This window comes from Thermoanaerobacterium butyriciformans, assembly GCF_017874545.1.
GTDB lineage: Bacteria > Bacillota > Thermoanaerobacteria > Thermoanaerobacterales > Thermoanaerobacteraceae > Thermoanaerobacterium > Thermoanaerobacterium butyriciformans.
On sequence record NZ_JAGGLT010000002.1, the window covers coordinates 46876 to 70105 of the forward strand.

Genomic DNA, 23230 nt, shown 5'->3' on the forward strand with positions numbered 1-23230 from the left:
TAAAAAAAAGCAGGCATTTAAGCCTGAAAAAAGTTATTTTTATATTGCTAATTTCACGAATTCGTGATATGATATACTTAAATAAGAACGAATTCGTGATTAGGAGATGATTGTTGTGATTAAGCTTAAAATGCCTGATCTTAATCTTGCTGATTATTTAATTGAAAATGAAATAGGTGTACTGTCAAAATTCGAATATGAAGAATATAAGAACGCTAAAGCATTTGGTAATATGCCTATGTATGCAATTGTACATGCTTTTTTGTACGGCGATCCTGTTGATATTGTGTATTTTAATGATGGACAGTGCTTTTTTGAGGAAAATGATATTATAGAGGATTATTTATTGGACGATCCTGAATTTTGGTTTTTTGATAAGCCTGATGAAGTGCATAACGCACAGATAGAAGGCGAGGAAATTATTTTTTCTGATGACGAAGATGCAATTGAGTGGGAAGGACGTTATGATGATGAAGCCATTTGCAACGCTTTTAAATTAAACAATCGTAATTCTCCGTTTGCTTCTTTTGTAGGTATATTTTATGATGAAGAAGGCGGAATTATCGCTGATGAAGGCAAAAAAGCTTTGGACAGTGTGTTAACTGTTGCTGAAGCAGCGGAACTTTATGGTATAGGTGTGTCTACTATCAGAAAAGCCTGTATTTCAGGACGTTTTATGCCCTATGAGTGTCGTAAATCAGGCTCAACTTGGCTTGTTACACGTGATGGAATGAAACGTGTATTTGGGAGGGTAAATTAATTATGGAACAAGCAGAAAAAGAGCCTATTACAATTAATATTTTGCCTTTTCTGATTGAAGCTTTAAGTATAAAAAGGTCAATCAGAAAAGACATTGACATGCTATATGAATTGGACAAATACAGGTTTTATAAGAAGGCAAAGGAATCAGAGTGGTATAATAACCTTATCGTGAAAGAAGGTGATATTTATCGTGAAGTTTATGCCAAAAAAGCACTTGGTATAATTTTATGTGCAAATAAAGACACTAATCTTGCCGAAAAGTTCCTGCAAATTCTTAAAAAAGGATGGCCACGTGCTTTTTCTTATGTTGAAAAACATGATAATATTGACATTGAGCAATACATAGTTAATTTAAACTCAGAAATTGATAACATGCATATTGACATCTTTAATTCAGAACTTGCTGTTCTGTATTTTCTTGCAATTAATTTCAATAAAAAATTCGTCATAAATGAAGGGCTTAAGGTTCTTGAAGAAAATCTCTTGCAGCGTGAAAAGCATTATCTTGGTCTAGAGCCAACTTCATATTCCTTTGATAAATTGCCTGATAATATTAAAAAATATGCTGCTGATTTAAGAAAACATATTTTTGCTGAAATAGGGAAAATATCTACATACGAAAAACTGTTTGACAGTGATGTCGATATAGTAAAACGTGAAATAGATTTTATATCTTTTTTGTTTAATTCTGAAAAATTGAGCATGGATGCTCTTTTTTTTGAAAATGACATCAGTAAAAAGGATATTATCGAGATTCTTGCGCTGTATTATAGTGTTTTTAAAAACATAGACGTAGAAAGTGCAACTAAACATTTTGTGTCAGGAACAACTATAAAGTGTTTGCTTAAGGCTTATAAACAGGTAAAAACGTATTTTTTTGAGCATAATCAGGAGACTATGTTTCTTGAAATGGAAAGACGTGACGAGGAAATAGAAAAACTTAAATCTGAAAATAACATGCTGAAAAATAAAATCAGTGAACTTTCTCAAACTCTTGCAGATTACAAAAAATCACTGGAAAACAAATATTTGCAAGAAATCAAGATGCTCAACAAAACTATTAAGGATCTTAAAATGCAGCTTGATGAAGAACATCAAAAGGACAAAGAGCTTAATGCACTGCGTGAATTTATGTTTTCACTGGAAACAAAGGAAGTTTATTCTAATTCTGAAAAAGAAGTTGATCTTTCATCTATTAAAGGTCTTATAGCAGGTGGTCAAGAAACATGGCAAAAAGAACTTAAAAAAAGTTTGCCAAATTTTAGTTTTATTAATTCAGAAAACTTTGATATAAAAGTTTTAGACAATATTGACATTGTATTCTTTTTCCCGAACTTTTTAAGTCATGCTCTTTATTATAAAGTTATTAATGAAGTACGTAAAAGAAACATTAAAGTCGGATATATTTCTAAACTTAACAAGGAACTTGCATTAGAAGAAATTAAAAGGCATGTGTAGGTTATGCAATATTCTGATGAAGAACTTATTGAGTATCTGAAAGAACTTTATACAGAACTTGGCAGAACTCCTAGAAAAAGAGACTTAAAAAAATATAGTGAAAGCCCTTATAGAAAACATTTTGGCAGCTTTAATAATGCTTTGATTAAGGCTGGTCTGCCTGTTAATCGGCATTTTTATTCCGATAATGACATATTAGGCTGGATTCAGGATTTTTATAAAGCCAATGGACGGTCACCTTCTGAGTCTGAATTTATCAAGCTATTCGGTGACTCGAAACTTTTTAGAAAGCGTTGGGGTACATGGTCAAGTACACTTAAGGCTGCAAAAGTACCTGTTAGAGCTTCTTATAGGTCATTATCAAATGAAGAAATGTTGGACATGTTAGTTGGAGTTTGCAAAAAGTTAGGACGTATACCAAAAGGTTCTGAATTTTCTAAGTATGGACTTCCTAGTCCTACTACATATATAAAACGTTTTGGCATGTCTGCTGCTAATTTGCTTAAGAAACATGGATATATTTTTATATATTCTTTTCGCAAGAATATATCTGAACAACAGCTTATTGATGAACTTAAAGAGATTGCCAGACTATTAGGTCATGTTCCTTCTATACTTGAAATAGATCGTTTGGCAAAAAACAGTATTTATTCTTCATCATTTGTTTACGTGAAAATTTTTGGTTCTTGGAACAATGCCTTAAAGCAGGCAGGTTTTAAGCCTAATTTGGAAATACATAAAGGTTTTTCTCATAAAGATCTTTCTGATGAAGAAATTTTAGACGTTGCTAAAAAAATTTATGAAGCTTATGGCACGGTGAATATAAACCTAATGGTCGAACATGGCGTTACAAAATCCCAAATAGAAAGACACGGAGGTATTACAAAATTTAAAAAAGCTTTAAATATACCTTATAATGACCGAACCAAATATACGAAAAATGATTGTGTTAAAGGACTTAACGAGGCTTATCAATACTTTGGACATTTGCCGAGCATTAATGAATACAGTAGTGGACATTTTAAGCCTTCACACAAGACCATTATCAAACATTTTAAAACATGGAAAAATGCGTTAGAAGAACTTAAAAAATTTATTAATTTTTCTATCCGAACTTAAAATTTTTCTTAATTTGGCTTACTTTTTTCTTTTTTATTTTGTATAATATTGTTAAAAGTATTTTATTGGAAGGAATGATATTATATGAAACGTATTAAAATAGTATCTTATATAATTATTTTTTTTGTGTTTATTTTTATAACATATACTATTTATTACAAACCAACAACAGTTAATGAGATATTAACTTCTAATAACTTATCAAGAGAACAATTTAATTATCTTTATATTTATGATAACAATTCAGTTATGACAATAAAAGATAAAAATAAAATCAATAATTTGTTATCATATATGAAACAACTGACAATTATAGAATCTTTAAAAAATGATATTCCAAAAAGCACAAATAAATATATGATAAGTTTTGAGAATTCAAAAACTAATAATTCATTAAGAATAACAATATTAAACAAAAATTTTATTGAAATTGGCTTAAAGATACCAAATAAAATTATATATAAAAAATATAGAATTTTGAATAAGCCAATTGACTTCACGGATATTAACAATTTATTAAAATGATAATTTTTTAATAAATCATAATTAAAAATAGGCGGATAGGGAATAATAAACTTCTCTTCCGCCACATTTTACTTAAGCAGACATTATCCACCCACCACTAGTGTGAACGGCTGTTATATAATCTGGACTTGTATGTTCCACAAATCTTATATTATAATCTCCATAGAATTCTAAAAATGACATTTTTACTTTTATTAAATCGTATTGTGGATGGTCTGTCATCCAACTTACAAGTCCCTCTAATTCCCATTCTCCTTCTTTTACAATACCTTCTGTAGTTTTGAATCCAGATCCTAATGCACTAACCAATCCTGATATTGCACCCACGGCAGCCACTACAGTTGGTGTTCCAAAAGCAAAACCTAATATAGTAGATACTAACCCTAAATCACTTGACAATTTAGAAAAGTTTTGTTCTTCAAATCCATCATTCCACATATCATATTGTGCTTTCTGCATATCTCTAAGATTTTGCAAACTAACTGTCAAAGTATCTGCATATTCTTTCGTCCAATACATATTTTTTCACCTCACTTTCATTAGTTTTTTCAGAAGGAAATTATCGGCCGATTTATCCCTCTATATATTAAAGAGTGTTTTTATATCGATTTTACAACCTCCAATCAAAAAAATTTTTCAGTTTTTCTAAAGCTTTGTTTTTTGCTTTATTCACTGCCTGTTGTGAAATGTTTAAATCACTTGCAATGTCCTTTTCTTTTTCGTTATTCATAATTGCTCGTATTATTATTTCTCTCTGCAACGACGTCAATTGATTTAATGCCTGTATTACCGTTGTTTTTATGTTTATTTCATTATATAAATCCATCTTATCTGGTATATCATCATCCAATATTAACAATTCGCTTTTTTGTACTTTGCTTTGATTTTTTGATAGTCTTATATATTCGTTTCTTATGCATGTTTCTATATACTTGATTAATTGCTTGTCGGTCATTAGGTTTACTGTTTTCTCGCTTTTTACAATTTCAATAAATTTGATTAACAGATCCGTTTCAGATCCATCACAGTCTAGTTTTCTTTTATACTTGTTTATAAGTGGCATGAATTGTTCTATTAGCATCAACAAGGCATCTTTATTGCCTTCTTGTGCTTTTTGGAAAAGGTCTTTAAGTCTGTTTTCCATTTTTTATGTCAGTTATACTATGCCAGCTTCCTATTGCTGATGTTGTTGCTAACAGTGAATTTATAAGGTACAAAGGAATGTTTTTTATAGAAAATTGCTTTGTTATTAAAGATGTTATTAAAATGATTGTAAATGATACAATTAAGACCAAAAGTCTTGTTGGTATTTGCTTAAATGGTTTTAAATCTTTGATAAATTGTACTATTAACGTCGTTGCTGTTATTGTACCTGCTAATGTGCCTAACGTGGCATAGGTGAAAAAATCATTCAAGGTTATCACCTCCAATAAAAAAGGCTTACAAATCCAACAAGGGAATGTAAGTCTTTTTTATTGATAAAAATCTATCAGCAGGTATAATTAACATATTTACAAAAAAAGAAATAAGCCTTGCAATACCCTTTTTGGATATGCAAGACTTATTTCACCCTTATAGGTAGACTAAAAGTTTTTAAAAAACCTAAAGGTAGACTAAAAAAATATCTTTTGTGATTTTTAGTTATTTTTTAAAAATGTTTCAATCCCTTACTAGGTAGACTAAAAAACTTAACTTAATTTTATTTTAGCACATTTTTCCTTCGTGTCAATACATTTTTTAAAAAAAAATATGGACAGGTATTATGCCTGTCCTATTTCTATTTTATTGATATTTTCGATCATGCTACCATAACCTTTGATCGACATTGCAATATACTCAAGCACTGTTTCAGACCAACCGTAGATATAATGAGTGTTTTTATCGGTTGGCGGGACCATTGAAGAACGATATGGTGCAATGTCTATGACAAAGGCTTTTGTATTCGGATTGATTGAACGACGGTACTTTTCTAATTCATTGTAGAATGGTGAACCGGTGTTTTGCTGTTCGTCTGTGATAATTATTATGTTATCTACACAGACATTATCTTTCCTTAACTTCTCAACAGGTGCACCTGTGTCTGTACCGCCTCTAGCCTCTATCTTTTCGGCCTGTGAAAGGATAGAATCGTACATAGAAGGGCTTGGATCATATACACGTGTATCAAACGTCCAGAATATGCCATTGCCTTTTGTTTTTTTGTATAAGGCAAGTGCAAATACTGAACCAATACGCAAATAATCTCCTTTCATAGATCCAGATACATCCAAAAATACTGCTGTTTTTCCAGAAATTTCAGATAAGTTATCAAAAGTAAGCTCTACAGCCTGTCTTAAAACGTCCTTTACCCATGCCTTTTCTACCTGATGAAAGGCAGTGACAAACCTAAATGGCAGTATTTTAGACTTTTTTAATCTTTCTGGATCATTTAAAACAGATGTTATATAGTCTCTATTCTCATCAAGTATACCAGCCCTATCGAGTGTATTTAAGTTTCTCAACAAAGCAAAAATTGGCATTTGATGGAGAATAGCATTCCAAATTTCTTTATCTGGCTTTATAACACCTGTTACTACCTCATGCGGAAGTCTGCCTTCTTGTATAAGTGCAATCTGTTCTCTTGTATTTATTGTTTTCTTTAAAGTCTCATAAGCTGATATTTGTGGCACTTGTGTCTTGTCATATTCCTTGCCGACAAGATATGCAAATATAGCCTTCTGTTTGTCATTAATCGGTTTCGGATGCACTGTTTTAACAATATCTCCAAGGCTATATCCACGTCCACGACCATTGTATTTGATAGCCCAGTATTCGGAGATATTGTTGAGAAATCTGGTTACTTGACGCTTTATAGAACGTCCTCCCTGTCCTCTTCCTAATCCTTCTAATATCGTAAAGAAATCTTGCAGATCTGAAGGAATAAGCACAACATTGTCAAAAATTTTTGCAAATAATTCTGTTGATATAGAAGATAACTTTGCAAGTCCAAATATAGGCTGCAATCTCATTAATCCTTTATTACGTGCAAAGACTAATGCCTTTGCAACAAATTCCGGATTTCTTTCTAACATCTGATCATGCAATGCATCAGCTTCACTTAACAACGTATCACTATCGGCATAAAATGTGTTTCCGATAGTGTTTGTGAGCAATGTCTGTACATATTGTTCTTCCAGTGATCTAGTATAAGCTGGATAACCTTCTCTATTTGTCGTGTCTGCCATTTTTACTGAAAATAATTCTTTTGCTCTCGACATAAAAATAACCTCCTTTTTATCTTTGGAGGCGCATTTCTATTTTACATGGAATACGAGGAATGAAGCGGACAGGTACATAACGGTGCCTTACCTCTTGGCTACCACAGGATTTCCTGCGGGCAGGATTCGAACCTGCGATTCCCGGCTTAACAAGCGAAGTAACCCGTCCTAACGCCTCGTACATATGTAACAAATGAGGAAAGATTTTGAGAGGTGCTTTCTAATACCCAAAATGTACGAAGTAACCCCTCATTGCGCCTCATCTTTATCTTACATGTTTATCATAGCACATATTGCTTACTTTGTATACGCTCATAATATGTGATTTTTAACAATAATTCATTGTTATAATTGATTATTTGATATTATATTTAATTTTATTTATTTTTCTCGTTTTTTCTCTCAATATTTATAACATTTGCATTTTCCGTATAAATAACATTAATAACATCATAATTGTGTTGATTAACATACTCATTAATTTTGTTTTTAATTATATCTTCGTCGATAGATATACTGCCTATTACATAAATATTATTTCTGTCATAAAAAATACTTGCGGTTTCGTTATAAGTTTTATAAACTTCTTCAGCAGTACATACATTTTTTCCATTAACAGATTTCTCTAACAAATCTCTTAAGAAAGATGATGGTGTTGTGTGCATTTCTCGGCACTGATTTTGTAGTTTGGTTAATGTCTTATAGTCAATTCTTGTATTGACTGTAAATTTTTTAATTGCCATTACTATTGACCGCCTTTTTCAGTTCTGCGCCTGCCTTAAATGCAGGTGCTTTTGTTGCTGGTATTGTTATTTCTTCACCTGTTTGAGGATTTCTGCCTTTTCTTTCTGCTCTGTCATGCACCTCAAACGTACCAAAGCCTACTAACTGCACTTTATCACCCTTTTGCAAAGCTTCCATAACGCTTTTTACAAAAGCATCTAATGCCTTTTCTGAATCTTTTTTTGTCAAGCCTGATTTTTCGGCTATTTTACTAACCAATTCGCTTTTGTTCATAAAAACGCCTCCTTGAAATTTTTGGTTCTGCCTTATTATAACTTGAGTTTAAGCCTTTTGCAAGTATTTTGACGTACATGCAAAGTACATTTTTGTTATTTTTGATTGATATAATAAACTTTTTATAGGTATATGAAACCTTCAGGTTCCCATTTTGTTCTTATTCCAATTTTTAAATTTGGTATTTCTTTCTTAACTATTTCTAACATTTTTAATGCATCTTCTTCTTTTAATGTTTTCTTATTCGAACCTTTAATCTCATTATATAACCTTATAGTCCAAAACTTATTTGTAATATTTCCACTTTCTTGTATTTTTTTTCCTATTATCAATAAATCTTCTATTGTCGTATCAGCGAACACGCATGTTCTTACATCTACCAATACTCCATTTTCTGATAATATTTTTTGGACCTTATATGAATTATTTAGCATTTTTTCCGATTTGCTTTCGGTTAAACCTGTAAGCTCTGCAAATTTCGCTGCATTAGATGCTTTTACATCTATTGAGGCAAAATCCAGATAAGGATATATTGTTTTTGCTAGTTCTACAGATGATCCATTATGTGCTATGCTTGTTATTCCACCTTTTTGTTTTGCATATTTGAGCATTTTTAATGATAATCTTTTGTACATACACGGATCTCCTCCCGACAGTCTTATAACTTGTCGTGAACTTATTGTTTCGTCTATTTTTTTATATAGGATATTTTCTTCTACTTGTACGGAATGCAAAATACTTCCATTTTTATTTTTCCATTGTCCTTCTCTTTTGCAATACTCGCAGTTAAAATTGCATTTACCAAAAGAAAATATTCGCATTGGTAACGGTTCCTTTCCAAAAGCCTTTAAAAAATAAGCTGGACGTATTTCGCTTATTATTTCACCCTTATATGGCAATATGAATATTTTAGACATCTTTATCTCTCCTTTTTTTCATTTTTTGTAAATAAAAAAAACGAACTTATTTAAGTCCGTTTTAAGTTTTTTTATTTAATTTTTGCATAATTTTTCATAATGTCCTTGTACAGTGTATATATACCCTGTATTTTTCTAGACATGTTTTGTATTGTGTACTTTTTATGCAGTTACTGCATATTTTCGGTATGCGCATACCTTGTAATATCTGCCATCTTATATGAAAAATCTTTTTGTTCAGCGATATTGTTCCGCTTGTTTCTGCTATAATTAAGATATAACCACTGCAAGGGAGGAATTTTGATGGAAGAAGAAAAACAAAAGGCATTAGAAAAGGCTATTGCTCAAATAGAAAAGCAGTTCGGCAAAGGTGCAATAATGAGATTAGGCGATACTCCAAAGATGAACGTGGAAGTTATTCCTACAGGCTGCCTTGAGTTAGACATTGCCTTAGGTATTGGGGGAATTCCTAGAGGACGTATTATAGAAATCTTTGGTCCTGAATCTTCTGGCAAAACCACTATAGCATTGCACATGATTGCTGAAGCACAAAAACTAGGTGGTACCAGTGCCTTTATTGATGCTGAACACGCACTTGATCCAACATATGCACAAAAGTTAGGCGTTGATATTAATAACTTATTAGTTTCGCAGCCTGATACTGGCGAACAGGCTCTCCAGATTGTTGACGCACTTATACACAGCAGTGCAGTCGATCTTATCGTTGTTGACTCTGTCGCTGCTCTTGTGCCCAAAGCTGAAATTGACGGTGACATGGGTGACGCTCATGTTGGACTTCAGGCAAGGCTTATGTCACAAGCTTTAAGAAAACTTGCTGGTGCTATAAGCAGGACAAGGTCTACTGTTATTTTTATTAACCAGCTACGTGAAAAAGTTGGCATGGTGTTTGGAAATCCTGAAACAACTCCTGGCGGACGTGCATTGAAATTTTATGCAACTATCAGGCTGGACGTCAGGAAGTCAGATCCCATAAAACAAGATAGTAATATAGTCGGTAGCAGGACACGCATCAAGGTTGTGAAAAACAAGGTTGCACCACCTTTTAAGCAGGCTGAAGTTGACATTATGTATGGTGAAGGTATTTCTAAAGAAGGAAGTCTTTTGGACATTGGAACTAACATCGAAATAATTGAGAAGAGCGGTGCTTGGTACTCGTATGGCGACATTAAGCTTGGACAAGGACGTGAAAATGCCAAACAGTATTTAAAAGAACACAAAGAGCTTGCTGACGAAATTGAACAGAAAATCAGAGAGAACTTTAATTTGGCCTTTGACAAAATTAAATCTACCTCTGATGACTCTTTCACTGATAATGACATAACAGAAAATTAGGTATGCGTTTTTATGCGCATACCTTTTTGTTTTAGCGGGAGGAACAACGGAGAAAAAGTCCCTCTTATTAGGTATTATACTACATTACATCAGCTTTTTGCAATTTTTCTGAATATTTTATTTGTTTTTATCCAATAGCAAATTCAGGTTCTTTTATAGGCTTATATATGCCTTTATCAATATTTTTCTTTGACTTAATTAATAAAATGATGTATAATTTATGTATCAAGGAAATTCAAGGAGGTATTATAAATGAACAAAAACTTATACCTAAAAGCAACTGTAACAGGTAAAAGACAAATTACAATTCCGAAAGAAATATGTGAACTTCTTAATATAGATACCGGAAAACAAGTAATATTCAGAACAGAAGGCAAAAAAGTCATTTTTGAAGCAGAAAAAGAATACGAGACATGTTTTGCATGTTTTGGAACTTCTAAAATTGGAGAAATAGAATGTTTTGTCTGTAAAGGAACTGGCAAATTAGAAAAAGATATAATTAGCGACATTTATAAATTAGTGGGTGTACTTAGTATACATTCAATAAAATATGGTGTGGAAATTGATTTCATACAACAGGAAATTGATAATAATGGAATTTTTAGCTATAAAGAATTCCCCGTGATTAAATTAAGAAGTTCCAAATATCCAGCAGATGAACTATTGCGTATTCAGGATGAAATCCAAAAACTGATCATTGAACAATTCACTCCCAAAAGCACAGAAAAAAATAAAACTTTATTTTATTTGCCTTCCGATGCAATGTTAAATTTAATTCTTGATACTTTATCTACTAAAAAAGCTAAAGAAGAAGTAACTAAATGGTTCAGATATGAAAGAACTATCTGAACCTATTCCATCCTATAGAGGATGGAGTTTCCTATTTTATTGACCTTGCCCACTGTTATTCGCAGAAGGTTGCAATTTATTTTTGATTGTTGCTTTTATATAGTACTTATATTTATATATTTCTTTATTCCTTTCTCTCCATTCTTTCGGAAATATAATTGATTTTATTGTCTCTGAATCTTTATAGCATACTATTTTACAGCCAGTATCTATTTTGTCAGACTTGATATGACAATGATAAACCTTGCTCCACGTGCTTGGTTCTGTGATTTTCAGTATTGACAGTTCCATGTTTTTTGTACATTTTTTTGCCATTGATTCAGCATGTTTTTCTTCTATATAGGCTACTGGAAAAAGCAATATCAGCAGCATTATAGGTGCTATCATTATGCCTATAACAATTTCTTCAGGCAGACTCCACGGCTTGTTTATTATTTGTACTGTTAACGGAAACCTAAATGTCAAATAGTGAGAAAGTATTAATACACCAATAAGTCCTATATACAGGACTATAGATGGTGCAATATTTATCATGCCTTTTTTGTTCATATTTCCTCCACCGTCCTTATGCTGCATTCAGGAAACATTTCTCTGAACATTTCTTCCTGCTCTTCCAAACACACTATTTCAATTTCCTCCGTTCTTGTGTACCTGTATTGTGCTAACTCAAAGTAATTCTTAATTTTTGCGATCTTTTCCACATCATTCATTACAAGTACCATTATCTGTTTGTTATCAACTTCGTAATCTGCTTCCTTCCAGTCAGGCTCTTTCAAGCTCCCTCCATAAACCTTAATGGCTGCTTCTTCTATTAAATCATGCTCTCCATGTTTCTTTACAAGCTCTATTCCGTACGGGTAAGGCAGCAACAACTGCTCTTTCAGTCCTATGCCTTCTGTTCCGTACATTTCACGAGCCTGTGGATCTTCATAAAACACTATTGTTCTGTATATGCCTATTCTATGCAGCTTTTCCTGTTCCTTTTTTATGAGCGTTATTTTCTTTTCATCAGGTCTTTTACCTATGTTATATATGGCGTATTCTGTACGTCCTACCAAAAGTCCTAAAAAGTTACTTCCTCTATCTAACGATTTTTTCTGCTCTTTTATTTTACGGCTGTCTATAAACACCCATTCACTTTCTTTAAAGTCATAATACAGATCGCTTATTTTTTTTATCCGTTCCTTTTGTCCATACGCTGAAGGCGCATGTTTTACTTCCAATCCATGCTCTTTTGCGTACCTTATTCCGTTTACTCCTAGCATCACGTAGCCTTTCAAGCGTCTTACGTAATGTGCCTTTTTCAGATCTAACAGTCTTATTTCATAATACCTGTCATTTCCGTATATTTGGCTTACATTACTTACCTTTATCATGCTCAATTCTGCAAGTTCCTCCAAAAGTTTTATGTCACGTTCTGTCAGTTCTATATTTTTAGCCATTATCATTTCTCCTTTCTTGTTAAATTTTTAACATTCACCTATACTTTTATTAGTTTTATTCTAATTGTACATTTTACGTTATAATAAAACCGCTTTATTTTAAGCCTTTTTAAAGTACATTTTGATTTGTTTTATTTTTAACAAAGTCTTATATTATATTTTGATTTAGACGTTATTTAGGATTTTGATTTAGGCTTAATTAGGCTTATTTTCAGGCTTATTTTTAAACTTTATTAAAGCCTTATTATGGCATTTACAGAACTTTATCAAAAATCTTTTTAGGCTTTTATCACTGCCTTTTTATGTGCTTTTTCACTGCGTTTTTCACGGCGTTATCACGATCCTACTTTGTTCTTCTTTTCAGCTCATTAACAGCTTTATCACTTCCTGCTTTAACCTTTATATCTTGCGTGCATTGGAAGCTTTATCTCTTACCTTATTTCAGTTTTACCCCTGCCTTTTATCATGCCTGATTTTGTGCATATTGCGACATGCCTGAATTCGGCTTTAACCGAACCTTTTTGCTGCTTTTTCTCTACCTACTTTTCAGCTTATATCTTGCGTGCACTGATGAACCTTTCTTTTGCGTTATTTTTGCTTTTCCTCTGCCTTTCTTTCATGCTTATTTTTTGTCTACATTGGCTACTTTTCTTCTGCCTGCATCAACCTTTTCCTCTGCCTTTTTCTAACCTTGTGTCTTACGTGCATTGAAAGCATATCTTCTAACGTTATTTTGCCTTTTCCTCTGTTATCTTTAAAGCAAATTTTTTGCACAAAACGTCATCATTTTTTCCAGCGATTATTTCTTTTTTATCACTGTATTTTTAAGCGTGTTTTTTAGGTCTCGATTTTTTAGCATATCTTTTTCCTTACTTCGATCATTTTTTGCACTTTTTAATCGAGACGATTTTAAAAATTTTTCAATACTTTAAGAGTGATTTTTAACCTATGATTTTTAGTACCTATGATTTTTAGGTACTTTTATCATACTTTTTTAAACCTTGCAAATGCCTATTTTTCGTTCTAAAAAATCACAGGTTATTTTCAGTATTTTTACAGGATTTTAGGCAGACTTTTTACCAGTTCATTATAGTCAAAAATGTAAATTTCTGTTTTAGGTTCATTACTAAACCTTGCATTAAATCCAAATGATAAATGTTCATAATCATCATCATAAATTATTAAAGATTTTTTAATGGCATCAATAATAGGCTTAATGTTCCAATTATCTATATCACAATTTTTAACTGGTGTAAAAAACTTAATAAAAACAAAAACATGCTCAAAATGTATATTTTTATCAAGTTTTTGTAAAGCATACATAATATTATCTATCCATCTATTTTTTTCTATGTTTTTAGCAGGTCCTAATTCAGCAGGGAAATCAGGCACAACAACCTTAATAATATCATCTGTCATTTCGGCTTTAACATCATCGCAAGGTAAAACAATATCAGGCTTTTCGCCGCTTCGTAAACATTTATTGATAGCCCAATACAAATCCATTCTTGCTCTTTCAATACTATTGTAAGTATCTAATAAGGAATTTAAATCAACCTTTATTTCCTGACTCATCTTTATCCTTCCTTTCTATTTCCTTAAGGATGTATTCTATCTTGTCTAAAACGCTGTTTGTAGTATGCCAAAAAGTATAATAGAAGTCTAAAGCCTTCCGTGTGGTCTCGCTCATGTTTCTTTCATGCCAGATCGGCGAATCTACATCAACACGGACATTAAGCCTTCTTTTCTGTTCCATATCACACACCCCTTTCCTCATAAATGTGCAACTCAAACACAATAAACACATTTTGCAATACTTAAAAAAAATAAGGCATAACGCCTTACAAATTTAGAAAATCATTCATCATTTCTTTAAAAATATCTTCATTATCTTTTTTTACAGGTTCTTGTTCAGGTTCTTTTAAATTCTCTTTTACACTTATACCACTCTTTTTAAGATCATTCAATGTTTCTTTAATGTCTGCAATATTGCTGTTTATGCTATCTAATGTATCTTTAAATTTAATATAAAAACTTAAAGCTTCTCTAATGAACTCTGACCGTTCTTTTCCTTGCAGTGATAAAAGGACACTGTCAATTTCCTTATCACTTGCTCTTGTTCTAAAACCATACTGCATGATAACACCGCCTTTTCTTGATTTTTCAAAGTTTCTATAGGATGTTTAATCAAAAATGATAACAATGTTTTATATTTTGATTTAAAATTGTTATCATTTTTTGTTTAATAGTCCTCTATATCTTTGTTATACAGGCTTTTATAGCTGTTATCAATATATGTTAACAAAATTATTTTTCCTGCTTGCTAAATACGCAAGATAACAAGATTATTAAGTGTTATCATGCAATATCTTGTTGCATCTGGCATATCTTTAAAAAACCATAAGCGTTAGCAAATTGCGCATCTTTCACAAGTTCAACATTGGCATGTGCATCTTTTAAGTATGGATATAAGTCCTTGCCACCACCACCTGCGACAAACATTGTGCTGACTTTTTCGTATTTATCTTTAAGGCTGTTTAGTATACTTTTTTTGATAAGCCTTGCAAGCTCGTTTTTGAGTATATTAAGTTCTTTTGTAAAGTCTATATATTGTCCTCTGAAGTATATATTGTTATTTTCTAAAATTGACAAAAGTCCTTCTGTATCTGTATTAGAGCCTGTTTTTTGTGTATAAAGCTTATCTAATGCTACAAATATTTTTGATATGCCTATATCAAGTGTACCTGAAAGATCTGGCGAAAAACGTAGACGGTTATTTATTAAAAACACCACATAGTCAGTCGTCTTGAATCCTACATCAATCAGGACTATATATGAGTCTTTAATCATATACTTATCAAGGTTATTCATAAGTGCATGATATACTGCACCTGCTGCTTGAGGAAATATTATAACCTTATCGAACTTAACGATTCTTGTTAGGTTGTATTCTGGAAATGATACTATCGCCTTGTACTGCTTAATTTCTTTCTCAAACTGCTTTCTGTATGTCTGATATTGTTTCAGCGGGAGACCTGTTACTATGTTTATTATCTTATCTTCATCGGTCATTAAGAGTGCAGTCGCTGTAGCAAGCAATGCCTTTGCTTCCGATTGATTATACTTCTCTGTATCCAGCATAAACGAATCTGAAAATCCTTCTCTTTTTGCCAGTTCGCCAATGTAATAGCTTTTTTCGCCACCATCATCGGCTATTTTCACATACATGTTATCAACAATATTTTCATTAGTATTGAATATGCCTGAAAGAATCCTATCAAAGCCTATACTGACTATTGACGGAAATAGTATTTTCTTGCCTTTGTCGTTAACGCCTTTCACGTAACCATAACCTAAATCAAGACCTATATTCATATAAAAAAACCTCCTATCAAGTTGATTTATAAAGGAGAAGGATATACCTTCTCCAGTGATTAGAATGGCAAACCATCAGTATTGATTTCTTCAAAGCCATCAAAATTAAAGTCATCATCTGCTGTATTATTGCTGCTATTTTTACTATTGCTATCGACTTTCGGATCAGCTAAAAGCTGCACTTCTTCCACCACCACGTCAGTCGTGTACCTTTTCTGTCCGTCCTGTCCTGTATAACTGCCTGTCTGCAACCGTCCAACTATTGCTATTTCTTTGCCTTTCTTGCAATACTTGCCTATAAGATCCGCAAGCTGGTTCCAAGCAACTGCACTTATAAAGTCAGCCTGCCTGTTTCCGTTAGTGTCTTTGAAATTTCTGTCAACAGCCAGCGTGAAACGTACCGCCTTATGTCCTGTCTGTGTGTTATGTTCCACAGGATCTTTTGTTAAACGTCCTATCAATATTACTTTGTTTAACATAATATCAACTTCCTTTCTAATTATAATTGTACATCTATTTATGCTCAAAATCAATATTTAGATGTACCAACAAAAAAATAGCAGGCACCAAAACCTGCTATTCCAAAGTGAATATTCTGTTTATATCAACATTAAGCGCATAGGACATTTTCAAAGCAGTTTCTATTGTCATATTTTCTTTTGTAACACTAATCATTTTATGCATACTCTGCTTTGACACGCCTATTCTCCTTGCAAGTTGAATTTCCTGTATGCCTTTTTCTTTTAAAACATCATTTATATAACATTTTACGTCAAATTTTTTCAATTCTTCTTTCAATTTTTCATCACGTTCAGTCAACTTACAAATATAAATTGCTGACTTGCTTGTATCCTTATTTTCTTTTTCGAGTGTATACAGTTTGTTTATATCAACTTCAAGTGCATAAGCAATCTTTAAGGCTGTTTTAATTTTTATCGCTCTGTTATTTTTTACAATATCACGAATATAACTGCTTGATATATCTAATACATAAGCGAGCCAGTGATAAGACAATTTTTTTTCGTTCAAAATCTCCCTTATATGATTTTGAAATTTATATTGTTTTAAAACATTTCTTATTTCTTCATCAGTTTTAGCTTCTTTCAGTTCTTCTAAAATTTCGTTTTTATTTTCTAATTCAGACCTTTCCGTTATGTTTATCAAAAGGTCTGTGTTTACAAGTGAAATATTGCATTTTGGACACATTATTACAGGAACATTTTTAACCTTTTCTTTGCCATCTATTTCAAAAGTTTTATATACAGTTACCAATTCACTGCCACATACAGGACATCTACGTTCTGCCATTTAACTCTCTCCTTGTTATTTTTTACTTCTCTACATTATTGTACATCTATTTATTTATTTTGTCTATAAATAGACTTACCAACATAGGATCGAACTGTGTTCCTTTGTTATTGCAAAGCTCATTAACGGCTTCTTCTGCGCTTAATGCTTTTTTATAGACACGTTCGTTAATCATGACGTCATAGGCATCTGCAATAGCTATTATACGTGCAAAATATGGTATATCATTTCCTCTTAAACCTTCAGGATAGCCTTTTCCGTCATATCGTTCATGGTGGTGCAAAACGGCATCAGCAACCATATCGTCCATTTTCATTTCTTTAACTTTCTCAAAGCCCCATATAGTATGTTTTTTCATAATCTCCATTTCTTTTCCAGTTAACTTACCAGGCTTTAAAAGTATTTTTTCAGGCACTTTAAGTTTGCCTATATCATGCAACTGTGCAGCAAGAAGAAGGTTAATCAGATCGTTATATGGCATATTAAGTTCCTTTGCAATTTCTTCACAAAGCCTTGCTGTACGTATATGATGTTTCTTAAGTTCTTGATTTATTGTCATTTCATCACCTCAAAAAAAACAAGGCGGAACATTGTCCGCCTGTTATTATGCTTCTTTATATGCTTTTAAAACTGCGTCTATTATTGCACTTCTTATTTCCTTTGTTGTCGGATATGCCTGCTGTGAATATTTGCCTTCTTTGTTTCTGTGATCTGGAAATGCCACAAAAACTCCATTTTTGCCTTGTATCAAGCGTGTTTCGATAGCAAAACAGTCGTCAAACACGACTCTGCAAAAGCCTTTTATGTTGCCTCCTTTGTCGTATTTTCTGAATTCTGTTTTTGTGATTTGCATACATATCATCCTTTCTATGAATTTTATATTTTTGTTGTACATAAAAAAAGACAGGCATTAAACCTGTCTTAATAAAAATAAAAAAGCATAACATTGAAGTTCTGCTTTCTATAATTTTAATATATTATCCTAAATTTTTGGCTAAAATTATATATATAATAAAACCTCTCAGGTTTTACAACATCCAAACTAGCACCAGATTTATTAACAAATGGCTTTTTTACAGAAAACAAATGATGATCACTTGTAATAATATAATCAGCACAGGCTTCAAAAGCACAATCAAAAAATTTATTGTCATCTTCATCCAAGCATATTGAAAATTTTTTTATCGGATTATATGTATTTGCTAAAGCTAAAATTCTATTTTTACTTATTTCAATATACTTTTTAGATTCCAAATCTGCTTCTAATTTTATAAAATGTTCAGTAAAAATATTTGAAATTTCATCAACTATTGGAATAGAAACGGCTAATTGAATTTTATTACAAATTATTAATTTTAAAATACTCTGGCACATCACATCATTATGAAAAAAAGCATCAATAAATACATTTGTATCAATAACTACTACCATGTCTTACTTTATATAAAAGTTTTCTCGAATCTTCTTTAGTAAAAGACTTCTTCTGTGCCATCGTATTTCCTAATTTAAAAGCATTTTCCAGATCTTTTAATAGATCAGTATAATCATTATTTTTCTTCTTAGTAATTTTCATCTTTCTTCCCCCTTTTTTATCCTTCCAAGTTTGAAAATAAATTACTCGCCTCTTCATAAAGTATAAACCTCCATGTTGCATACATGCAACTTCCATATTTATTAATTATAATCATATAGTTCTTATTTTCTATTTCTTAATTCATTTTATTTAATCTTATTTAATTTTATCTGATTTTATCTAATTTTATCCAACATTAACTATTTTTATAACCGAACACATAAAAAAAGACAGGCTTTAAACCTGTCTAATTACTGTTACTGTTAGTTACAGAATATAAAAAAGGAATCGGATTATTATGATTCGTTCCCTTTTACCACTATTGCATATGACCATCTGGCATTTATTGCATTTAATAATTCATTTGATATATAATATCTACCTTGCCTTATAGGAATATTGTCAGATTTCTGCCAATAGCTGGCAGGATCGAATATTTCAAAGTAAGTATTATTACCGGCTTTTGCATATCCCATTAATATTATGAAATGTCCTGTATCAGTCGGATAAATGTCTCCGATTCTATCTGATCCTTTTGATATTTTGATTGGATTTATATCTAATATTGCAATATTTCCATCATCTACAATATTTTGTAAATCTTCAACATCTTCTATATGTTTATAAGCTACATCTACCTTATTTTTCTTTAAATAATTGTATATATCATACGTCCACCACCACGATCCATCTGGATGTATTTCTTCTCTTTCTTGTTCTACCGTTATTTTTGTATTTGGATATACCCATTTTAATGCCATTAAGGTTGTTGCAGGACCACAATTAGAATCGCTGTATTTTCCTGTAAAGCCCTGATTTACATACCAATCATAAGTACGAGTATTAAGCACAGTTATATCTGGAATACTTGGAAAACCTGCTTCTTTATATTCTTTATAGATATAATTATAATCAAATGGCAAAATATATTTTTTTATACCTTTTATTAAAAACAAAAAAGTTCCTAAATATTCCTGTTTATCACTATTAATTACTGTTAATTGAGTTCCGTTTTCCAAATTTTTTATAATATATGAATTCCCTTGTTTAATTGTTTGTAAGGCATCAATATAATTGCTTGCAATTGTAGTACAATTTTCAAATGACTGATCTACAAATGTCAATTGATATGCAAAAGCTTCTGAAAAGATCATTAGAAAAAACAAAACAAAAACTACAATTTTTCTTATATTTTTACTCATCCTATCACCTCTACAAAAAAAAGACAGACATTAAACCTGTCTTATCCACAATTTAAGGTATGCGCATACCTTACTCAAAGTCTTTGTAATACTTGAATTTTTGTTTGCAGTTTTTGCACCTGACCTTAAACCAGTACATGCCAAGTTCCTGTTTATCAGAAACATTGTAGTCTATAATGTCATAGTCACGCTTGCCACATTTAGGACATACAGGCTTGTCTGCATGTCCTAAATTAACTGTCTTATTGCTCACATTATCACCTTCATCAATGGTATAGTAAGCACTGTTGCAGCGAAAATTGAAGGCGCAAAAATTGTTTCAGTTTTTAGATATGTCTTTTCTTTAATTCCTTTAATAAGTCCATATACAAGACCAATTACACTTGCTAAAAATAACAATATAATAATTTTATCTGCAAAATAAAAAGTCAATGCCGTAAGAAGTTTTACGTCACCACCACCAATACTACCATTAGTAATTAAATATATAAGGTACAATGATATAAATATTGCAAAAGCATAAAACAAGCTTTCAATTAATTTTGGACGATCCAAAATCGAATTAATAGTAAAACCATAAACAACAATAACTATCGAAACCCAATCATCTATTTGCTTTCTTTTTATATCAGTATAAGCTGCATAAGCTGTCAAAAGTACCACTGGCATGCTCAAAAATACACTCACAAAATCACCCTTTCAATATTTTTGGTAAAATGGAAGATACGTCAAGATCATTAACCTTTATATAAGGCATGTTTAACGTATCTGCAATTTCCCTATATCCATGCACAGGTTTTTTAAATATAACAATATAATTTAATCCATTCAAATTTTCTTTAATACGTTTCAGTTCGGAAGGATAACCTAATGAAAGAACCACAATTTTTGTAGATTGTTCTAAAGCCGTCATAACAAAAGAATTTCTACTGTTAGGCAGATCCAACAGTATTATGTCAAATTCACTTCTTGCATAAGTTATAATGTCTATAATATCTTTATCTGTCATGTCATCTATCAAATTGATTTTAGGCGGAGTTTGCATAACGAATATATTATCTTTGTATTGAACGAGATTTTCCATAAATCCTTTTTTGCTTTTATCTTTCAAATACATTCCTACATGTGGAATAACAGGAAGGTTAAGCATATAGCTCAAATCAGAACCGCCATCAGAAAAATTTAAGTCTATAATCAAGACTTTTAACGTCTTTTGAAAACTTTCTGAGAACTTTTTTACCAGAGTTGTTTTCCCTAAACCGCCTTTTTGTGAATACACAGAAATTACTTCTTGTTTAAATGGTTTAATATCAGCATTAAAATTCTTTATATAATCTTTGATTTCTATAATATTATCAAAATTCACGTCTATATTATCTTTAATTACGGTATCATATTTTTTGGCTTCAAGTTTTAATTGTGCAGATGTTTTTGACACAGCAACATCAATATTCTTTTCTTTAAGTTTTTTTATATTTTCAACATTAGTTGACACTAAAAGCTTCATATTTTTTAAAGGCATACCTTTTACGGTATGCCTTATCCCCCTTTCTAAAAACTTGATAATAGTTCTTTAAACTGTTCCACTGCTTTTTTCTTTCTGTCCAAATCACTCTTTAATGCCTCAATTTCTTTATTCTTTAGTTCCAAACTTTCTTTTAATTGTTCATTTTCCTGACGCAAATTATTTATTTCAGCAGTCATTTTGCTTTTTTCTTCATTAATCCTTTTTTCTACATAGTTGCCAACTAATACAGTTATTTCTTCCAATGTCATAGCATCTGGCTGCTTTATTTCTGGATTTATTTCTAATCGTGTATCTGTTCTTATTTCTTGCTTTACTTCTGGTTTCATCTCTTGTCTTGTTTCTGGTTGTATTTCTGATTTTGTTTTATTTTCATTATTTAAGACACTATTAAGCAAGTTTTCTTCATGTGGTTTTCCAATCATATTCTCTGCAACATAAACAATATCAGAAATAGAGCACTCACCAACATACACATATTTGATACCTTTTTCAAGTGCATATTCTCTCAAATCATTTCTATTTGGCGACAAGAAAAGCACAAGATTTTTGTTACTGTCAACAAGTTTGTCAATTTCTTCTTTTGAACTTGCTGATACTATTGCAACACTGCATTTATTAAAGTCATCAGTTATACCTTCTATATTTTCATTATTTGATATTTCATTTTTTAGCACATTATTAAGCGATTCAATATTTGTTTTGATGTATACCAATTTACATGCCTCCTTCTCTTCACTCTGAACAATAGCAACATTTTCATTATTGTTAATGGTGATATTTAATTCTTCTGAAGTATCATCTTCAAGAATTTCTTGTATTTTTTCCTGCACAAATCTTTCAATATCTTTTACGTCAACAGATTTCTGCGATTTCTTAAATAAGCCTTTTTTGTTACGTTCTAAAATTACATCCACAAGTCCTGACATTTGTTTTAACAATGTATTAGACTGGAATGTAATCTTATTGCCAAGATATGGCACGACATATTTTACAACATCATTAGGAATATTTTTTAAATTTCCTTTTGCCATATTTACGACTATATTAACCTTATTTATGTCTATTGCATTGTTTTGCATACCCCAATTAAGTATTCGTGCAGTTCTAACTGATACAGGTATGTTATCTTCCATGATTATTAAAATTTTGTCTGAACGTTTTAAAATATCTACACTGTTTTTTATCAAACCTGGCTGTATATCGAATATAACAACTTCATATTCATTAATAAGTTCATCTATAAGCTTATTAAGTTTGTCCGAATCTATTTTTTCATGTGTATCTGGATAACCGCCTGCAATCACATCAAAGTTTTGCTTATAAGGTCTTTGGATTGTTTCATTTATGCCGAAATTGATTGCTTTTAATATATTTTTGTTTTTATCGACATCCAATGTAGCAGGAAAATCTCCAGGAGAAAAATCAAACTCTATTGCACATGTTTTTTTCTCCTTTGATATACATTCTGCCAGTGACAATGTTAAGGTTGTTTTTCCTACTCCACCTTTTGGTGAAAATATTGATATTAACAAATTTATCACTCCT

31 protein-coding genes are annotated in these 23230 nt (G+C 31.4%); 6 read left to right on the top strand and 25 right to left on the bottom strand.

Annotated elements, in window-relative coordinates; all coding sequences use genetic code 11:
- Positions 1-115 precede the first annotated feature (115 nt).
- The 4 genes from J2Z80_RS01355 (at position 116) to J2Z80_RS01370 (ending at position 3864) form a co-directional block, all read left to right on the top strand.
- Complete coding sequence (locus J2Z80_RS01355; RefSeq protein ID WP_209452756.1) at positions 116-760, top strand: helix-turn-helix domain-containing protein; 645 nt, start codon at positions 116-118, stop codon at positions 758-760.
- A 2-nt stretch (positions 761-762) separates the two neighbouring features.
- Complete coding sequence (locus tag J2Z80_RS01360; RefSeq protein WP_209452757.1) at positions 763-2220, top strand: hypothetical protein; 1458 nt, start codon at positions 763-765, stop codon at positions 2218-2220.
- Positions 2221-2223: 3 nt separating this feature from the next.
- Positions 2224-3339, top strand: coding sequence for a homing endonuclease associated repeat-containing protein (locus J2Z80_RS01365; protein ID WP_209452758.1), 1116 nt, complete (start codon positions 2224-2226; stop codon positions 3337-3339).
- Positions 3340-3465: 126 nt separating this feature from the next.
- Positions 3466-3864: a hypothetical protein gene (locus J2Z80_RS01370; RefSeq protein WP_209452759.1), complete on the top strand. Its 399-nt coding sequence runs from the start codon at positions 3466-3468 to the stop codon at positions 3862-3864.
- A 72-nt stretch (positions 3865-3936) separates the two neighbouring features.
- Here J2Z80_RS01370 and J2Z80_RS01375 read toward each other — a convergent pair whose 3' ends face one another.
- The 7 genes from J2Z80_RS01375 to J2Z80_RS01405 form a co-directional block, all read right to left on the bottom strand.
- Positions 3937-4383, bottom strand: coding sequence for a hypothetical protein (locus J2Z80_RS01375; RefSeq protein WP_209452760.1), 447 nt, complete (start codon positions 4381-4383; stop codon positions 3937-3939).
- A 91-nt stretch (positions 4384-4474) separates the two neighbouring features.
- Positions 4475-5008: a sigma-70 family RNA polymerase sigma factor gene (locus J2Z80_RS01380; RefSeq protein WP_209452761.1), complete on the bottom strand. Its 534-nt coding sequence runs from the start codon at positions 5006-5008 to the stop codon at positions 4475-4477.
- Positions 4992-5279 carry a hypothetical protein gene (locus tag J2Z80_RS01385; protein ID WP_209452762.1) on the bottom strand — a complete coding sequence of 96 codons (288 nt, stop codon included), beginning with the start codon at positions 5277-5279 and terminating at the stop codon, positions 4992-4994. The genes J2Z80_RS01380 and J2Z80_RS01385 overlap by 17 nt, the downstream gene beginning before the upstream one ends.
- Before the next feature lie 345 nt (positions 5280-5624).
- The gene (locus tag J2Z80_RS01390; protein WP_209452763.1) at positions 5625-7121 is read right to left on the bottom strand and encodes a TROVE domain-containing protein; all 1497 of its coding nucleotides are present in this window, start codon (positions 7119-7121) and stop codon (positions 5625-5627) included.
- Between the two features lie 377 nt (positions 7122-7498).
- Positions 7499-7864 (bottom strand): hypothetical protein, encoded by a 366-nt coding sequence (locus tag J2Z80_RS01395; protein WP_209452764.1) that lies wholly within the window; start codon positions 7862-7864, stop codon positions 7499-7501.
- The gene (locus tag J2Z80_RS01400) at positions 7854-8138 is read right to left on the bottom strand and encodes an HU family DNA-binding protein (protein WP_209452765.1); all 285 of its coding nucleotides are present in this window, start codon (positions 8136-8138) and stop codon (positions 7854-7856) included. Before J2Z80_RS01400 ends, J2Z80_RS01395 begins: the two co-directional genes overlap by 11 nt.
- Before the next feature lie 122 nt (positions 8139-8260).
- A complete protein-coding gene (locus J2Z80_RS01405; RefSeq protein WP_209452766.1) occupies positions 8261-9055 on the bottom strand; it encodes a 4Fe-4S cluster-binding domain-containing protein in 795 nt (264 codons plus the stop codon).
- A gap of 303 nt (positions 9056-9358) precedes the next feature.
- Here J2Z80_RS01405 and recA point away from each other — a divergent pair, with 303 nt between their 5' ends.
- Both recA and J2Z80_RS01415 read left to right on the top strand, forming a co-directional pair.
- Positions 9359-10408 (top strand): recombinase RecA, encoded by a 1050-nt coding sequence (recA, locus tag J2Z80_RS01410; RefSeq protein WP_209452767.1) that lies wholly within the window; start codon positions 9359-9361, stop codon positions 10406-10408.
- A gap of 252 nt (positions 10409-10660) precedes the next feature.
- Positions 10661-11257 carry an AbrB/MazE/SpoVT family DNA-binding domain-containing protein gene (locus J2Z80_RS01415; protein ID WP_209452768.1) on the top strand — a complete coding sequence of 199 codons (597 nt, stop codon included), beginning with the start codon at positions 10661-10663 and terminating at the stop codon, positions 11255-11257.
- A 36-nt stretch (positions 11258-11293) separates the two neighbouring features.
- On the opposite strand, the gene J2Z80_RS01420 is transcribed toward J2Z80_RS01415, so the two are convergent.
- From J2Z80_RS01420 to J2Z80_RS01500, 18 genes are all read right to left on the bottom strand, one after another.
- Positions 11294-11806, bottom strand: a complete 513-nt coding sequence (locus tag J2Z80_RS01420) for a hypothetical protein (protein WP_209452769.1) — start codon at positions 11804-11806, stop codon at positions 11294-11296.
- Positions 11803-12699 (bottom strand): hypothetical protein, encoded by an 897-nt coding sequence (locus J2Z80_RS01425; protein ID WP_209452770.1) that lies wholly within the window; start codon positions 12697-12699, stop codon positions 11803-11805. Before J2Z80_RS01425 ends, J2Z80_RS01420 begins: the two co-directional genes overlap by 4 nt.
- 642 nt (positions 12700-13341) lie before the next feature.
- The gene (locus J2Z80_RS15080) at positions 13342-13473 is read right to left on the bottom strand and encodes a hypothetical protein (protein WP_280953151.1); all 132 of its coding nucleotides are present in this window, start codon (positions 13471-13473) and stop codon (positions 13342-13344) included.
- A 279-nt stretch (positions 13474-13752) separates the two neighbouring features.
- Positions 13753-14274 (bottom strand): hypothetical protein, encoded by a 522-nt coding sequence (locus tag J2Z80_RS01430; RefSeq protein WP_209452771.1) that lies wholly within the window; start codon positions 14272-14274, stop codon positions 13753-13755.
- On the bottom strand, positions 14252-14464 hold the full coding sequence (locus J2Z80_RS01435) for a hypothetical protein (RefSeq protein ID WP_209452772.1): 213 nt from the start codon (positions 14462-14464) through the stop codon (positions 14252-14254). Before J2Z80_RS01435 ends, J2Z80_RS01430 begins: the two co-directional genes overlap by 23 nt.
- Before the next feature lie 76 nt (positions 14465-14540).
- On the bottom strand, positions 14541-14837 hold the full coding sequence (locus tag J2Z80_RS01440; RefSeq protein ID WP_209452773.1) for a hypothetical protein: 297 nt from the start codon (positions 14835-14837) through the stop codon (positions 14541-14543).
- A 220-nt stretch (positions 14838-15057) separates the two neighbouring features.
- Complete coding sequence (locus tag J2Z80_RS01445; protein ID WP_209452774.1) at positions 15058-16074, bottom strand: ParM/StbA family protein; 1017 nt, start codon at positions 16072-16074, stop codon at positions 15058-15060.
- Between the two features lie 59 nt (positions 16075-16133).
- Positions 16134-16553: a single-stranded DNA-binding protein gene (locus J2Z80_RS01450; protein ID WP_209452775.1), complete on the bottom strand. Its 420-nt coding sequence runs from the start codon at positions 16551-16553 to the stop codon at positions 16134-16136.
- 97 nt (positions 16554-16650) lie between these two features.
- Entirely contained in the window at positions 16651-17382 is a 732-nt protein-coding gene (locus J2Z80_RS01455; protein WP_209452776.1) for a helix-turn-helix domain-containing protein, read from the bottom strand.
- Positions 17383-17428: 46 nt separating this feature from the next.
- Positions 17429-17941: an HD-GYP domain-containing protein gene (locus tag J2Z80_RS01460; protein WP_209452777.1), complete on the bottom strand. Its 513-nt coding sequence runs from the start codon at positions 17939-17941 to the stop codon at positions 17429-17431.
- Positions 17942-17986: 45 nt separating this feature from the next.
- A complete protein-coding gene (locus tag J2Z80_RS01465; protein WP_209452778.1) occupies positions 17987-18235 on the bottom strand; it encodes a SpoVG family protein in 249 nt (82 codons plus the stop codon).
- 116 nt (positions 18236-18351) lie between these two features.
- Positions 18352-18813 (bottom strand): putative toxin-antitoxin system toxin component, PIN family, encoded by a 462-nt coding sequence (locus J2Z80_RS01470; protein WP_209452779.1) that lies wholly within the window; start codon positions 18811-18813, stop codon positions 18352-18354.
- Complete coding sequence (locus J2Z80_RS01475; RefSeq protein ID WP_209452780.1) at positions 18797-18955, bottom strand: hypothetical protein; 159 nt, start codon at positions 18953-18955, stop codon at positions 18797-18799. Before J2Z80_RS01475 ends, J2Z80_RS01470 begins: the two co-directional genes overlap by 17 nt.
- A gap of 296 nt (positions 18956-19251) precedes the next feature.
- Positions 19252-20157, bottom strand: a complete 906-nt coding sequence (locus J2Z80_RS01480) for a C39 family peptidase (RefSeq protein ID WP_209452781.1) — start codon at positions 20155-20157, stop codon at positions 19252-19254.
- A gap of 70 nt (positions 20158-20227) precedes the next feature.
- Positions 20228-20410 carry a hypothetical protein gene (locus J2Z80_RS01485; RefSeq protein WP_209452782.1) on the bottom strand — a complete coding sequence of 61 codons (183 nt, stop codon included), beginning with the start codon at positions 20408-20410 and terminating at the stop codon, positions 20228-20230.
- Entirely contained in the window at positions 20407-20844 is a 438-nt protein-coding gene (locus J2Z80_RS01490) for a prepilin peptidase (protein WP_209452783.1), read from the bottom strand. The genes J2Z80_RS01485 and J2Z80_RS01490 overlap by 4 nt, the downstream gene beginning before the upstream one ends.
- Positions 20845-20848: 4 nt before the next feature.
- The gene (locus J2Z80_RS01495) at positions 20849-21679 is read right to left on the bottom strand and encodes an AAA family ATPase (RefSeq protein ID WP_209452784.1); all 831 of its coding nucleotides are present in this window, start codon (positions 21677-21679) and stop codon (positions 20849-20851) included.
- A 29-nt stretch (positions 21680-21708) separates the two neighbouring features.
- Complete coding sequence (locus tag J2Z80_RS01500; RefSeq protein WP_209452785.1) at positions 21709-23217, bottom strand: AAA family ATPase; 1509 nt, start codon at positions 23215-23217, stop codon at positions 21709-21711.
- Positions 23218-23230 lie beyond the last annotated feature (13 nt).